The organism is Pseudomonas sp. NyZ480, from assembly GCF_029537255.1.
In the GTDB taxonomy this organism is placed as follows: domain Bacteria; phylum Pseudomonadota; class Gammaproteobacteria; order Pseudomonadales; family Pseudomonadaceae; genus Aquipseudomonas; species Aquipseudomonas taiwanensis.
Window position 1 is genome coordinate 1,192,582 of record NZ_CP120626.1, and the last position, 14,330, is coordinate 1,206,911.

Annotated in this window: 14 protein-coding genes; 6 read left to right on the forward strand and 8 right to left on the reverse strand. The window is 61.3% G+C overall.

Translation table 11 applies throughout. The features are described from left to right. Positions 1 to 20: 20 nt before the first annotated feature. Complete coding sequence (gene glpK / locus P3R38_RS05350; protein ID WP_023379018.1) at positions 21 to 1,520, reverse strand: glycerol kinase GlpK; 1,500 nt, start codon at positions 1,518 to 1,520, stop codon at positions 21 to 23. A gap of 64 nt (positions 1,521 to 1,584) precedes the next feature. Continuing rightward, positions 1,585 to 2,436, reverse strand: a complete 852-nt coding sequence (locus tag P3R38_RS05355; RefSeq protein ID WP_277686888.1) for an MIP/aquaporin family protein — start codon at positions 2,434 to 2,436, stop codon at positions 1,585 to 1,587. A 303-nt stretch (positions 2,437 to 2,739) separates the two neighbouring features. On the opposite strand from P3R38_RS05355, the gene ybaK reads away from it, so the two are divergent. Further along, complete coding sequence (gene ybaK / locus P3R38_RS05360) at positions 2,740 to 3,210, forward strand: Cys-tRNA(Pro) deacylase (RefSeq protein WP_023379020.1); 471 nt, start codon at positions 2,740 to 2,742, stop codon at positions 3,208 to 3,210. Between the two features lie 96 nt (positions 3,211 to 3,306). Here ybaK and P3R38_RS05365 read toward each other — a convergent pair whose 3' ends face one another. Further along, the gene (locus P3R38_RS05365; protein ID WP_104882106.1) at positions 3,307 to 4,416 is read right to left on the reverse strand and encodes an ABC transporter ATP-binding protein; all 1,110 of its coding nucleotides are present in this window, start codon (positions 4,414 to 4,416) and stop codon (positions 3,307 to 3,309) included. Then, complete coding sequence (gene argF, locus P3R38_RS05370) at positions 4,413 to 5,333, reverse strand: ornithine carbamoyltransferase (protein ID WP_277686889.1); 921 nt, start codon at positions 5,331 to 5,333, stop codon at positions 4,413 to 4,415. Before argF ends, P3R38_RS05365 begins: the two co-directional genes overlap by 4 nt. 362 nt (positions 5,334 to 5,695) lie before the next feature. Here argF and P3R38_RS05375 point away from each other — a divergent pair, with 362 nt between their 5' ends. Continuing rightward, on the forward strand, positions 5,696 to 7,804 hold the full coding sequence (locus tag P3R38_RS05375; RefSeq protein ID WP_023379023.1) for a molybdopterin oxidoreductase family protein: 2,109 nt from the start codon (positions 5,696 to 5,698) through the stop codon (positions 7,802 to 7,804). A 91-nt stretch (positions 7,805 to 7,895) separates the two neighbouring features. Further along, positions 7,896 to 8,231 (forward strand): Grx4 family monothiol glutaredoxin, encoded by a 336-nt coding sequence (gene grxD, locus P3R38_RS05380; RefSeq protein WP_010952251.1) that lies wholly within the window; start codon positions 7,896 to 7,898, stop codon positions 8,229 to 8,231. Positions 8,232 to 8,288: 57 nt separating this feature from the next. Here the strand turns inward: grxD and bfr are convergent, their stop codons facing one another. Both bfr and P3R38_RS05390 read right to left on the reverse strand, forming a co-directional pair. Then, positions 8,289 to 8,762, reverse strand: coding sequence for a bacterioferritin (gene bfr / locus P3R38_RS05385; RefSeq protein WP_023379024.1), 474 nt, complete (start codon positions 8,760 to 8,762; stop codon positions 8,289 to 8,291). Between the two features lie 201 nt (positions 8,763 to 8,963). Beyond that, positions 8,964 to 9,185: a bacterioferritin-associated ferredoxin gene (locus P3R38_RS05390; RefSeq protein ID WP_023379025.1), complete on the reverse strand. Its 222-nt coding sequence runs from the start codon at positions 9,183 to 9,185 to the stop codon at positions 8,964 to 8,966. Positions 9,186 to 9,399: 214 nt separating this feature from the next. Here P3R38_RS05390 and P3R38_RS05395 point away from each other — a divergent pair, with 214 nt between their 5' ends. Next, positions 9,400 to 10,002 (forward strand): peroxiredoxin C, encoded by a 603-nt coding sequence (locus P3R38_RS05395; protein ID WP_023379026.1) that lies wholly within the window; start codon positions 9,400 to 9,402, stop codon positions 10,000 to 10,002. A gap of 126 nt (positions 10,003 to 10,128) precedes the next feature. Here P3R38_RS05395 and rnt read toward each other — a convergent pair whose 3' ends face one another. After that, positions 10,129 to 10,803: a ribonuclease T gene (rnt, locus tag P3R38_RS05400; protein ID WP_027907471.1), complete on the reverse strand. Its 675-nt coding sequence runs from the start codon at positions 10,801 to 10,803 to the stop codon at positions 10,129 to 10,131. Next, on the reverse strand, positions 10,800 to 11,846 hold the full coding sequence (pyrC, locus tag P3R38_RS05405) for a dihydroorotase (RefSeq protein ID WP_027907472.1): 1,047 nt from the start codon (positions 11,844 to 11,846) through the stop codon (positions 10,800 to 10,802). The genes rnt and pyrC overlap by 4 nt, the downstream gene beginning before the upstream one ends. Positions 11,847 to 11,976: 130 nt before the next feature. Here pyrC and P3R38_RS05410 point away from each other — a divergent pair, with 130 nt between their 5' ends. Together P3R38_RS05410 and P3R38_RS05415 are read left to right on the forward strand one after the other, a co-directional pair. Continuing rightward, positions 11,977 to 12,942 (forward strand): OmpA family protein, encoded by a 966-nt coding sequence (locus P3R38_RS05410; RefSeq protein WP_277686890.1) that lies wholly within the window; start codon positions 11,977 to 11,979, stop codon positions 12,940 to 12,942. Positions 12,943 to 13,074: 132 nt separating this feature from the next. Next, a complete protein-coding gene (locus tag P3R38_RS05415; RefSeq protein WP_023379030.1) occupies positions 13,075 to 14,292 on the forward strand; it encodes an argininosuccinate synthase in 1,218 nt (405 codons plus the stop codon). The last annotated feature ends 38 nt before the right edge of the window (positions 14,293 to 14,330 follow it).

The following is a 14,330-nucleotide window of genomic DNA, read 5'->3' on the forward strand; positions in this document are numbered from 1 at the left end:
TGCAGCGTTCTCTGCTGCGATCAGGCGTCGTGGTCTTCCCAGTCACGGGTGCGCTCGACCGCTTTTTTCCACCCTGCGTACAGCGTCTCTTTCTGCGTCTCGTCAAGCTGAGGGCTGAACTCGCGCTCGATGATGGCCTTGTCGCGCAACTCGTCCAGGCCACTCCAGAAACCACATGCCAGCCCTGCTAGGTAGGCAGCGCCGAGCGCGGTGGTTTCGCGCATTTTCGGACGTTCGACGCAGGTGCCGAGGATGTCTGCCTGGAACTGCATCAGGAAGTTGTTGGCCACTGCACCGCCGTCCACGCGCAGCTCGGAAAGGCGCTGGCCGCAATCCTGCTGCATGGCGTCGAGCACATCGCGGGTCTGGTACGCGATCGACTCGAGTGCGGCACGAATGATGTGGTCGACTTTCACGCCACGGGTCAGACCGAACAGCGCGCCGCGGGCGTAAGGGTCCCAGTACGGGGCGCCCAGGCCTGTGAATGCGGGTACCAGGTAAACGCCGTTGCTGTCCTTGACCTTGCTGGCGAAGTACTCGGTATCCAGCGCATCGTTGACGATCTTCAACTCGTCACGCAGCCACTGCACGGTGGAGCCGCCATTGAACACGGCGCCCTCCAGCGCGTAGGCCACTTCACCTTTCGGCCCACAGGCGATGGTGGTCAGCAGGCCATGGGACGACTTGACGGCCTGGCTGCCAGTGTTCATCAGCAGGAAGCAACCGGTGCCATAGGTATTCTTCGCTTGGCCCGGCTCCACGCACATCTGGCCGAACAGCGCCGATTGCTGGTCACCGGCGATACCGGCGATGGCGATACCGCTCTTGGTCTGGCCGTAGACCTCCGAAGAAGGACGTACCTCAGGCAGCATTTGGCGCGGGATGCCGAGAATATCCAGCAGTTTGTCGTCCCACTGCAGCGTGTGGATGTTGAACATCAGGGTGCGCGAGGCGTTGGTGTAGTCGGTGACGTGCACCTTGCCACCGGAGAATTTCCAGATCAGCCAGGTGTCGACGGTACCGAACAACAGTTCGCCACGCTCGGCCCGTTCGCGGACGCCTTCGACATTGTCCAGAATCCACTTCAGTTTAGTGCCGGAGAAGTACGGGTCGGTCACCAGGCCTGTGGTGTCGCGAATGTACGTTTCATGGCCATCACGCTTGAGCTGGGCACAGATTTCAGTGCTGCGGCGGCACTGCCAGACGATGGCGTTGTAAACCGGGCGACCGGTTTCCTTGTCCCAGACCACCGTGGTTTCACGCTGGTTGGTGATGCCCAGTGCGGCGACCTGGGCATGGCTGATTCCAGCCTGCGCCAGTGCCTCGACCATGGTCGCGCTCTGGGTGGCGAAGATTTCCATGGGGTCGTGCTCGACCCACCCGGCTTGCGGGTAGTGTTGGGCGAACTCTCGCTGTGAGGTGCCGACCACGTTGGCGTCGCGGTCGAAAATGATAGCCCGCGAACTGGTAGTGCCCTGGTCCAGGGCGATGATGTAGTTCTTATCCTGGGTGTCTGTCATGGTCGTAGGCCTTGCAAATGGGTTAGGTCAGGGCTCGGGCGGGCGAAATCGCGCGGCGCCGGTATCAGTTGACTTGAGTATCGCCCTGGGGATTGTCGTTTGTCTCCGAGGTCACGGTTTGCACCGCTGGCAGGTTGCGGGCGATCAGGCCACGGTACAGCGCAGCGCCCAGGCAAGCACCGAAGATCGGGGCGAATACCGGAACCAGGAAATAAGGGATGTCACGTCCGCCAGTGAAGGCGATTTCGCCCCAGCCGGCCAGGAAGGTCATCAGCTTGGGCCCGAAATCACGGGCTGGGTTCATCGCGAAACCGGTCAGTGGGCCCATGGCACTGCCGATCACGGCAATCAGCAGGCCGATCAGCAGTGGGGCCATGGCGCCACGGGGCAGGCCGTTGTTGTCGTCGGTCAGGGCCATGATCACGGCCATCAGGATGGCGGTGATCACCACTTCGACCAGAAAGGCCTGGCCGATGGACAGCGAAGGATGCGGGTAGGTCGAGAACACCGACGCCAGTTCAAGACTGGCCTGGCTGCCACGCAACATTGCGTGAGCCTGTTCGAAATCGAAGAACAGGTTGCTGTAGAGGGTATACACCAGCGCCGCACCACAGAACGCGCCGCACACCTGGGCGAGCATGTAGAACGGCAACTTGCGTTTGTCGAAGGCGGCGAACAGGGTGAGGGCGATGCTCACGGCCGGGTTCAGGTGCGCACCGGAAATACCGGCGGTGAGGTAGATCGCCATGCTCACGCCGACGCCCCAGATGATGCTGATTTCCCAGAGCCCGAAGCTGGCGCCCGCGACTTTCAGGGCTGCAACGCAGCCAGTGCCGAAGAAGATGAGTAGCGCCGTTCCGAGGAATTCGGCCAGGCATTGGCTGGACAGTGTGGGTTCGCGAAGAGCAGTCGTCATGTATGACCTCGTTTTTTTTGTTGTGAGGCGCTTGGCGCTCGACAGCAAAGCCCGGCGTCTATCCCCATTGACGACGGGCGGGTACAGGAAAATGCACCTTATAAGTGCACCATTTATTCACAAACGAAAAAATATAGACAAGAAACGCTGATGTCAAAGGTCGAAAGTGAACGGTCAGTCACGAATTGGCCGACTATTACAGGCGTGACTCCGCATGCTAGAGAGGCGCGTCCGCTCTGCGCTGGCTGGCTTGTGGGATTTATCCTAAAGTAGCCGCCGACCTGTCCCAGACCGGAGTGCTGCATGACCCCCGCCCTCGACTTGCTTAAAAAAGTGCGTGCCGAACATCGTGTGCACAGTTATGAACATGACCCCAAATCAGCCTCTTACGGGCTTGAAGCCGCCGAGAAGCTGGGGCTCGACCCGCAGCAGGTGTTCAAGACCCTATTGGCCAGCAGTGAGAAGGGGGAATTGCTGGTGGCCGTGGTGCCGGTGGTCGGTACCCTGGACTTGAAGGCCCTGGCCCAAGCGGCGGGGGTGAAGAAGTGCGAGATGGCCGACCCGGCGGTGGCCCAGCGCGCTACCGGCTACCTGGTCGGCGGTATCAGCCCTCTCGGGCAGAAGAAGCGGTTGCGCACATTCATCGACGAATCCGCACAGCAGTTCCCAAGCATTCATGTCAGCGCCGGGCGGCGGGGGCTCGAGGTGGAGTTGGCGGCGGCAGTGTTGGCCGAGCATACCCAGGGCAAGTTCGCTGGGATTGGTCGAGGCTGAAGCTGGGCTGGTTCCCTGGCGGGCGGCGTGGTCCGCTCGGGCGTGCCGGAGGATCGCAGGTGATGGGCCGCAAGGCGGCCCTTCCAGGCTGTGAAATCAGGTTGCGGAACTGTACCGGCGAACCCCGTTTTCCTGACGCAGCAGCTGCGCCGCCACGCTACCAGGTACCGCGAAGAGCACCAGGTGGTCTGCCTTCACGGCAATGCCGACATCCTGGCCGACCTGATGATCGATATGGCTGGGGAAGATCGCCTCGAGCTGGCTGCCCGTGGGCAGTTGCAGACGGTACAGGGTCGAAGCGCCCAGGAAACTCTTGCCGACGATATTGGCGCGCAGCTCGCTGTCCGGGTCCGGCACGATATCGTCAGGACGCAGCAGCACGTCTACCGAGCTGCCTACGGCCATGGTGTAGGCCCGATTCCCACGCAGCTCGCCCAATTCGGTGTTGACCGACTCATGGCTACTCATCTGGCCACGGATGAAATAGCCCTGGCCAATGAAGCTGGCCACGAACGGGGTCTGCGGTTCGTGGTAAAGGTTGTACGGTGTATCCCACTGCTCCAGGCGGCCTTCCTTGAACACGCCTACGTGGTCACTGACGGCAAAGGCTTCTTCCTGGTCGTGGGTGACCAGAATGGCGCTGGTACCACGGCTCTTGAGAATGTCACGGACCTCGTGGCTCAACCGGCGACGCAATTCCACGTCGAGGTTGGAGAAAGGTTCGTCGAGCAGCAATAGCTGAGGCTCGGGTGCCAGGGCGCGCGCCAAGGCTACACGCTGTTGCTGGCCACCGGACAGCTCATGGGGGTAACGACCGCCCAGGCCGCCCAGCTTGACCAGATCGAGCATCTCCTCGATCACGTCGCCCTGGCGCGGGTGCTTGGCAATGCCGAAAGCGATGTTCTGCGCCACGGTCAGGTGTGGGAACAGGGCGTAGTCCTGGAACACCATGCCAATGCGGCGTTTCTCGGGTGCCAGGGTGAACCCAGCACGGGATATGACCTCGCCAGCCAACTGGATCTCGCCTTCATGGACCGGCTCGAAGCCGGCGATGGCGCGCAAGGTGGTGGTCTTGCCGCAACCGGATGAACCCAGCAGGCAACCGATGTCGCCTGCGTTCAGGTGCAGGTTGAGGTTCTGAACGATGCGCTGCTCGCCATAGCCGCAGGCGAGGTCGCGCAGGTTGAGCAGTAGGGGTTGACTCATGCGTGGTGGTAAGCCGGTTCTACAAGGAATTCGAGAAGCGCCTTCTGTGCATGCAGCCGGTTTTCAGCTTCGTCCCAGGCGACCGAACGAGGGTCGTCGAGCAGGTCCTGGCTGATTTCCTCGCCACGGTGGGCAGGCAGGCAGTGCATGAAGAGGACATCGGGTGCCGCCAGGTCGAGCAGTTCGCGGGTGACCTGGTAAGGCGCGAAATGCGCCAGGCGCCGTGCAGTTTCCTCCTCCTGCCCCATGGAAGTCCAGACATCGGTGGTCACCAGGTGCGCGCCACGCACCGCTTCCTTCGGATCGCGGACGATCTGTATGCGGTCGCCGCCCAGGTCGAGGAAACGCTGCTCGGGCTCGTAGCCTTCCGGGCAGGCGATACGCAGTTGGAAATCGAACTGCACTGCAGCCTCGATGTAGGAGTTGCACATGTTGAAACCATCGCCGATCCAGGCCACGGTCTTACCCTGGATCGCGCCACGGTGCTCAAGGAAAGTTTGCATGTCGGCCAGCAGCTGGCACGGGTGCGATTCATCTGACAGACCGTTGATCACCGGAACACGGGAGTTGGCGGCGAACTCGGTGAGGGTGCTGTGGGCATGGGTACGGATCATCACCGCATCGAGCATGCGCGACATGACGATGGCGCTGTCGGCGATCGGTTCGCCACGGCCCAGCTGGGTATCACGCGGCGACAGGAAGATGGCCTGGCCGCCAAGCTGGATCATGCCGGCTTCGAACGACAGGCGGGTACGGGTCGAGGACTTCTCGAAGATCATCCCCAGCACGCGGTTTTTCAGCGGTTCGAACAGCACGCCTCGGTTACGCAGGTCCTTCAGCTCGATGCCTCGACGGATCACGCCGAGCAATTCGTCAGCTGTGAAATCCATCAGGGAGAGAAAGTGCCTAGCGCTCATGATTGACTACCTTATCTGCAACGGTATGCAGGTCGACCGTATGGTTTTTTTGACAACGGGAGTGACCTGCGGCGTAAGCCGCACGGGGCGGACGAAATAGGGAAAGGCGCAATACTATAATTAAATGTCGCCTGAAACCAAGAGGGAGAACAGCAGCTCTGTTGCAAAGGGTGTCGTAACCCGCTGAGCCTGTGCTGTTTTTTATTTGCTACACAGGTTGTACACGGCTTGCTGGCAATTTGGCAAATGGATGTCGCGAATCGTGCGCTTGATGTCGGGGGATTCATGGGACGAAGCGCGCTGGCCGCCGGCTCGGGCTGGGCGCATAGTCGTGCCTGGACAACTACAAGGCAGAGGCGGCCATGACCAAGACCCTGCATCACCGTGCCTGTCACCTGTGCGAGGCCATTTGCGGCCTGAGCATCGAAATTAGCCATGAGGCCGACGGGCGGGCGCGAATCAGTTCGATCAAGGGCGACGCCCAAGACCCATTCAGCCGGGGTCATATCTGCCCCAAGGCGGTGGCGCTGCAGGACATCCAGGACGACCCCGACCGGTTGCGCGTGCCTCATCGGCGCATCGGCGACCGTTGGCAGCCGATCAGTTGGCAGGAGGCCTTCGCCCTTGCCGCGGACAAGCTCTGGTCGGTGCAGCAGGCCCATGGTCGTAACGCCGTGGCGGTCTACCAAGGCAACCCCAGCGTGCACAACTATGGGTTGATGACCCACAGCAACTACTTCCTGGGCTTGCTCAAGACCCGCAACCGCTATTCCGCCACCTCGGTGGACCAGCTTCCACAGCACCTCACCAGCCACTTGATGTACGGCCACGGCTTGCTCCTGCCGATCCCGGACATCGACCACACAGACTTCATGCTGATCCTGGGTGGCAACCCGTTGGCATCGAACGGCAGCATCATGACCGTGCCGGATGTGGAAAAACGTCTGAAGACGCTGCGCGCCAGGGGGGGAAGACTGGTGGTGGTCGACCCTCGGCGTAGCGAGACGGCCGCCATGGCGGATCGTCATCTGTTCGTGCGCCCCGGTGGCGACGCCGCGTTGTTGTGCGGCTTGCTCAACACTTTGTTCGATGAAGGGTTGGCCCGGGGCTCGCATCTGCCGGTCAATGGTTTGGAACAGGTCATTGAAGCGATCTCACCCTTCACCGCCGAGAAGATGAGCGCCGTCTGTGGCATCCCTGCCACTGACATCCGCCAACTGGCGCGTGATTTCGCCGCTGCGGACACGGCCGTGTGCTATGGCCGCATGGGCGTATCGACCCAGGCCTTCGGCAGTCTCTGCCATTGGCTGGTGCAATTGATCAACCTGGTCACCGGCAACCTCGACCGTGTCGGAGGGGCGTTGTGTACCGAGCCTGCGGTCGATCTGGTGGCCAGCACCTCGGGCGGTCACTTCAATGCATGGCAGAGTCGCGTATCGGGCCTGCCTGAGTATGGCGGAGAGTTGCCGGTGGCGGCGTTGGCCGAGGAAATGCTCACGCCTGGGGAGGGACAGATCCGGGCGTTGATAACCGTAGCTGGCAACCCGGTGCTGTCCACGCCCAATGGCCGACAGCTGGATTCGGCGCTGGACAGGCTCGAGTTCATGCTTAGCATCGACCTTTACATCAACGAGACCACCCGCCATGCCGATCTGATCCTGCCATCGACCTCGGCGCTGGAAAATGATCACTACGACACCACCTTCAACCTACTGGCAGTGCGCAACGTCACCCGCTTCAACCGGGCGATCCTGCCCAAGCCAGAGGGGGCGCTGCATGACTGGGAGATTTTTGTCGGCCTGGCTCGCGCCTTCGCCGAACGCGCAGGCCTGGAGCTCAAGCCGACCCTTGCCCCGGCGCAGATGATCGACATGGCGCTGCGCAAAGGGCGCTATGGCGAGGCGTCGTCCTGGGGGCTTTCTTTGGACGCGCTTTTGGAGTACCCCCATGGCCTGGACCTGGGGCCGCTGCGGGCCAACCTTGGGACGCGCCTGCGCACCGAGAGCCAGGCCGTCGAGGCGGCGCCCCAGGTGTTGCTGGACGATTTGCACCGGCTTGCCTTGCAAGCGCCGCCACCGGCGGGGGAGCTGCTGCTGATCGGGCGGCGCCATGTCCGCAGCAACAACTCGTGGATGCACAATTACCAGCGCCTGGTCAAAGGCAAGCCACGCCATCATTTGCTGATGCACCCAGAGGACCTGCAGCAGCGGCAGTTGGAGAGTGGGCAGCGTGTGCGTATCCGATCGCGCACCGGCACGCTCGAAGTCGAAGTACTGGCCTGCGAGGACATGATGCCAGGCGTCGTCAGCCTGCCCCATGGCTATGGCCATGGCCGCCAGGGCGTGCAACTGCAGATCGCCCATGGACAACCCGGGGTCAGCGCCAACGACCTGACCGACGAGCATTTGCGCGATCAGGTTTCGGGTAACGCAGCTCTCAATGGCGTGCCGGTACAAGTGGAGGCCGCTTGAGCAATGGTAAGGCCGAGCACGCCGCTCGGCTTTCCGTTACAATGCGTCACCGTGCCGACGACCGTGTCGGAAAGTTCAGCCGAGGTGCTACATGGATATCATCGAAACGATCAAAGAGCAGATTGCCAACAACACCATTCTGCTTTACATGAAAGGCTCGCCGAATGCCCCGCAGTGTGGCTTCTCCGCGCGTGCCTCGCAGGCTGTGATGGGTTGCGGCGAGAAGTTCGCCTACGTCGACATCCTGCAGAACCCGGAAATCCGCGCCAACCTGCCTAAATACGCCAACTGGCCAACCTTCCCGCAACTGTGGGTGGCCGGCGAGCTGGTCGGCGGTAGCGACATCATGCTGGAAATGTTCGAAAAGGGTGAGCTGCAGACCCTGATCAAGGACGCGGCTGCCAAGGCCAAGGCTTCCGAAGCCTGATTGCTCCCAGGCATAAAAAAACCCGCTTGATGCGGGTTTTTTTATGGGGGTAGAAATTTATTCTTCGCCCATCTGCGATTGCAGGTAGTTCTCGATGCCGATCTTGTCGATCAGGCCCAGCTGAGTTTCCAGCCAGTCGATGTGTTCTTCCTCGGCTTCGAGGATGTCTTCAAGCAGATCGCGCGAACCGAAGTCGCCGGCCGTTTCGCAATGAGCGATGGCTGCCTTCAGGTCGATAAGACCTTTCTGCTCGATCTTCAGGTCGCACTCGAGCATTTCCTTGGTGTGTTCGCCGATCAGCAGCTTGCCGAGGTCCTGGACGTTGGGGATGCCTTCGAGGAAGAGAATCCGCTTGATCAGCTTGTCTGCATGCTTCATCTCGTCGATGGATTCTTTGTACTCGTGCTTGCCGAGCTTGTTCAGACCCCAATCTTCGTACATGCGCGCGTGCAGGAAGTACTGGTTGATTGCGACCAGCTCGTTTCCGAGGATCTTGTTGAGATGCTGGATGACGCTTACGTCGCCTTTCATGTCGGGTTCCTGCCCTGTAGAAGTGTGCCAATACTGCGAAGTTTGAGCCTGATGCCGGGGGCTGTCAAACCTAAGTTATTGAATAATAAATAAAAATTAATAGGAATAAGAATGTTTGTGAACCGCGTTAGAGCGCTAACTTATTGAATTGCGGGCATAAAAAAACCGGACGCAAGGTCCGGTTCTTCGAATTCGGGCAAATCAGGCAGCGGTAAATTCAACGGGGTAGGGCAGGGCGGCGTGTTGGCTTGCCTGGATTTCGGTCAGGGTCTCACGGACGACCTGTTTGGCAAGGCAAGCGCATTTGCCACATTGGCTGGCGACGTTGGTCGCGGTTCGCACTTCCTTGTAGCTGCAGCATCCTTCATAGATCGCATCGCGGATCTGTCCGTCGGTAACGCCGACACAAAGACACACATACATAGAGGCTGACCATCGCTGGTTGGGTCGATGGGAGGGAGCTTAATGTTAATGAGAATGCTTGTCAAAGGACTTTCGGAAAGGTGCGCGCTTGAGCGACCGGCGGTTGGATTCGGACTGTCACCGCAAGCCGTGTATGATGGACGGCCTTTGTTGGATGTCGGGCAAGCCAGCCTTGCACCGGCAAACGATTCTTCACCCTCATCAGGAGATAGCAATGAGCGTACTCGTTGGTAAAAAAGCCCCCGACTTCACCGTCCCCGCCGTACTGGGCAACGGCGAGATCGTCGACAGCTTCAACCTGGCTTCGGCCATCAAGGGCAAGTACGGCCTGGTGTTCTTCTACCCGCTGGACTTCACCTTCGTCTGCCCGTCCGAGCTGATCGCCCTGGACAACCGCATTCCTGACTTCCAGGCACGTAACGTTGAAGTGATCGGCGTGTCGATCGACTCGCACTTCACCCACAACGCCTGGCGTAACACCCCGGTGAACAGCGGCGGTATCGGTCAAGTCAAGTACACCCTGGCCGCTGACATCACCCACGAAATCTGCAAAGCCTACGACGTCGAGTCCGAAGGCGGCGTGGCCTTCCGTGGCGCCTTCCTGATCGACACCAACGGTGTGGTTCGTTCGCAGATCGTCAACGACCTGCCACTGGGCCGCAACATGGACGAACTGCTGCGTCTGGTCGACGCTCTGCAATTCCACGAAGAGCACGGCGAAGTCTGCCCTGCCAACTGGAAAAAAGGCGACCAGGGCATGACCGCTTCGCCGGAAGGCGTTGCTGCCTACCTGAGCGAGAACGCTGGCAAGCTGTAATTGCCGCGTGCATGAAAAAACCGGCCTAAGTGGCCGGTTTTTTTTGCTGCACTTTTCGGGAGTGCCGTGCGCTCGCGACACAAGGTCGCTCCCACACTGGGTGTGGAAACGACCCTGGCATTCGACTCAATCGTTGAAATCCCGCCAGCCGCCCATTTCCTTCCAGCGGTTGACGATGCCGCAGAACAGCTCGGCCGTCTTCTCGGTGTCGTAACGCGCCGAGTGCGCTTCACGGCCGTCGAAGTCGATGTCAGCGCTCTGGCAGGCACGTGCCAGCACGGTCTGACCATAGGCCAGGCCCGCCAGAGTGGCCGTGTCGAAGCTGGAGAACGGGTGGAATGGATTGCGCTTGATGTCGTTGCGCGCCACGGCAGCGTTGAGGAAGCCCAGGTCGAAGCTGCTGTTGTGCCCGACCAGGATCGCCCGTTTGCAGCCGTTAGCCTTGAGCGCCTTGCGCACGCCTCGGAAAATGTCCGTCAGCGCGCTGTCCTCGCTGACCGCCATGCGCAGCGGGTGGTCCAGCTTGATGCCAGTGAACTCCAGGGCCGCCGGCTCGATGTTGGCGCCTTCAAAGGGCTCCACGCGGTGAAAATAGGTGTGCTCGGGGAAGAGGAAGCCTTTCTCGTCCATGCCGATGGTGACAGCGGCGATTTCCAGCAACGCGTCGGTGGCGCTGTTGAAACCACCGGTCTCGACATCCACCACCACGGGCAGGTAGCCACGGAAGCGTTCGGCCATCGGATGACGTGGGCCGCCGCTGACCTGACCGTCCTGGTCGTCTTCGTAGAGGTCTTCGCTCACGCGTTGTCCTCCAGCAGGCGCCAGCGCAGCTTTTCACCGGCGCGCAGCGGAACCACGGTCTGCTCGCCAAAAGGCAGGCTGTCCGGGGCGGTCCATTCCTCACGGACCAGGGTAATGGTGTCGGTATTCGCTGGCAGCCCATAGAAGGCCGGGCCATGCAGGCTGGCGAAGCCTTCCAGCTTGTCGAGCGCGTTACGCTGCTCGAAAGCCTCGGCGTACATCTCGATGGCCGCATAGGCGGTGTAGCAACCGGCGCAACCGCAGGCAGCTTCCTTGGCATGCTTGGCATGAGGTGCCGAGTCGGTGCCGAGGAAGAACTTCGGATTGCCGCTGGTGGCGGCGTCCAGCAAGGCGACCTGGTGGGTGTTGCGCTTGAGGATCGGCAGGCAGTAGAAGTGCGGGCGAATACCGCCGACCAGCATGTGGTTACGGTTGTACAGCAGGTGCTGCGCGGTGATGGTGGCGCCGACGTTGGCCGGAGCCTCGGTGACGAACTGCGCGGCATCGCTGGTGGTGATGTGTTCGAATACCACCTTCAGGGTCGGGAAACGTTCGACGACGCGGCGCATGTGCTCGTCGATGAAGCGCTTCTCGCGGTCGAATACATCGATCTCGCTACGGGTCACCTCACCGTGTACCAGCAGAGGCATGCCAACTTCAGCCAGCGCCTCGATGGCGGGGAAGATGTTGTCGATGCTGGTCACGCCGGAATCGGAGTTGGTGGTCGCGCCAGCGGGGTATAGCTTGGCGGCGTAAACGAAGCCGCTAGCCTTGGCCGCGCGGATGTCCTCGGGGCTGGTGCGGTCGGTGAGGTACAGCACCATCAGTGGCTCGAAGCGGCTGCCGGCCGGACGTGCGGCCAGGATGCGCTCACGGTAGGCGCCCGCCTCGACGGCGTTGCGTACCGGCGGAACCAGGTTGGGCATGATGATAGCGCGGGCGAAAGTGCGCGCCACGTCGCCAACGGTATGGGGCAGGACGGCACCATCGCGCAGATGGATGTGCCAGTCGTCGGGGCGCAGGAGGGTCAGGCGATCGGACATTGGGGATTCCAGGCGGGTCGAACTCAAGCCCCAATGCTACCGGAAAACCCAGGGACGAGCACGGCTATCAAGTTTTCCGGTCGGCGCCCGATAGCCTCAAGGTAAGCCGTCAGAAATAGTGGAGCCGCCCGTGCGCCAGCGTTACCTAGCCCTGTTGACCCTGTTCGCCAGCCTGCCGGCTGGTGCGCTGACCTTCCAGACCCGCATGGAGAACATCGCCTGGAAAGTCGAGGGTGATCAGTTCGAATGCCGTCTTGTCCAGCCGATCGACGGTTTTGGCAGCGGTGAGTTCGTGCGCCGGGCTGGCGAGCAACCGGTCTTCAGGTTGCGTTCGGACACCAATGCCCTGGGCGCAGGTTCCGCGACGCTGCTGGCAGCGGCGGCGCCATGGCAGCCTGGACGGGCCGACATCAACCTGGGGGCGGTCCGTATGGCGCGCACCGGCGTGCTGTTCAGTTCTTCCCAGGGCCAAGCCAGCCGCTTGATCAACGGTCTGCTCGACGGACGTAGCACGGTGGTGCGCGCATACGCGGGCGAGGGCGGGCGAGCCATGGAGGTGCGTGTGCTGCCGGTGAGCTTTGCCAAAGCCTACGGCGCCTACCAGGCGTGTGCGGGCAAGCTGTTGGCAATGAACTTCGATCAGGTCCGCCAGACCCAGGTGGGTTTCCCAGGGGGTGGCATCGAGCTGGATGCCTCGGCCAAGGCACGTCTGGATGTGATTCTCGAGTATCTGAAGGCCGATCCGACGGTCAACCATATCGAGCTCAACGGCCACTCCGACAACAGCGGCAACCGCCTGACCAATCGTGACAGCTCGCGCCGCCGGGCGCTGGCCGTGGCCGACTACCTCAAGGCCAACGGTATACCGGAGGAGCAGATCGTCGTGCGCTTCCACGGCGAACGCTACCCGCTGGTGAAAAACAACACCCCTGCCAACCGTGCGCGCAACCGCCGGGTCAATATCGAACTGGACCGCGTCGCGGCAGTCGAGAAGCCTGTGGAGGCGCCCGTCGAGCAGCCGGCCGCGCAACCTGCCGCGGCACCGGCTGCCACAGCACCGGCCCCGGCCGCCCGGGCACCCGCGGCAAAATCCTGATTCCCCGCGACAGGGAGTCGCGCTATCGACAGTTCCTGTCGCTTTGTCATCACAAGCTGTCGCCCCACTGTAAATTTGGCCACAACACCGTTAGAATCGGTGGCTTTCCGTACAACCCCGTGGAGTGATGGCATGGCGGACGTAAAAAAGGTCGTACTGGCGTATTCCGGCGGCCTTGATACTTCGGTGATTCTCAAGTGGCTGCAGGACACCTACAACTGCGAAGTGGTGACCTTCACCGCTGACCTCGGTCAGGGCGAAGAGGTCGAGCCGGCTCGTGCCAAGGCCCAGGCAATGGGCGTTAAAGAGATCTACATCGACGATCTGCGCGAAGAGTTCGTGCGTGATTTCGTCTTCCCGATGTTCCGCGCCAACACCGTCTATGAAGGCGAGTACCTGCTGGGTACTTCCATCGCCCGTCCGCTGATCGCCAAGCGTTTGATCGAAATCGCCAACGAAACTGGCGCCGATGCCATTTCCCATGGCGCGACCGGCAAGGGTAACGACCAGGTTCGTTTCGAGCTGGGTGCCTACGCACTCAAGCCGGGCGTCAAGGTCATCGCCCCGTGGCGCGAATGGGACCTGCTGTCCCGCGAAAAACTGATGGACTACGCCGAGAAGCACGGTATTCCGATCGAGCGTCACGGCAAGAAGAAATCGCCGTACTCGATGGATGCCAACCTGCTGCACATCTCCTATGAAGGCGGCGTACTGGAAGATACCTGGACCGAGCACGAAGAAGACATGTGGCGTTGGAGCGTCTCTCCGGAGAAAGCCCCCGACACCCCGACCTACATCGAGCTGACCTACCGCAACGGTGACATCGTCGCCATCGACGGCGTCGAGAAGTCCCCGGCCACCGTCCTGGCAGACCTGAACCGCATCGGCGGCGCCAACGGTATCGGCCGTCTGGACATCGTCGAGAACCGTTACGTCGGCATGAAGTCCCGTGGCTGCTACGAGACCCCGGGCGGCACCATCATGCTCAAGGCTCACCGCGCCATCGAGTCGATCACCCTGGACCGCGAAGTTGCCCACCTCAAAGACGAGCTGATGCCGAAGTATGCCAGCCTGATCTACACCGGCTACTGGTGGAGCCCGGAGCGTCTGATGCTGCAGCAGATGATCGACGCTTCCCAGGTCAATGTGAACGGCGTCGTACGCCTGAAACTGTACAAGGGCAACGTCATCGTTGTCGGCCGCAAGTCGGATGACTCGCTGTTCGATGCCAACATCGCGACCTTCGAGGAAGATGGCGGCGCCTACAACCAGGCCGATGCTGCGGGCTTCATCAAGCTCAATGCGCTGCGCATGCGCATTGCTGCCAACAAAGGCCGTTCGATGCTTTAACTGCTGCCTTGAGCTGCACCAAAACCTCGGCTTCGGCC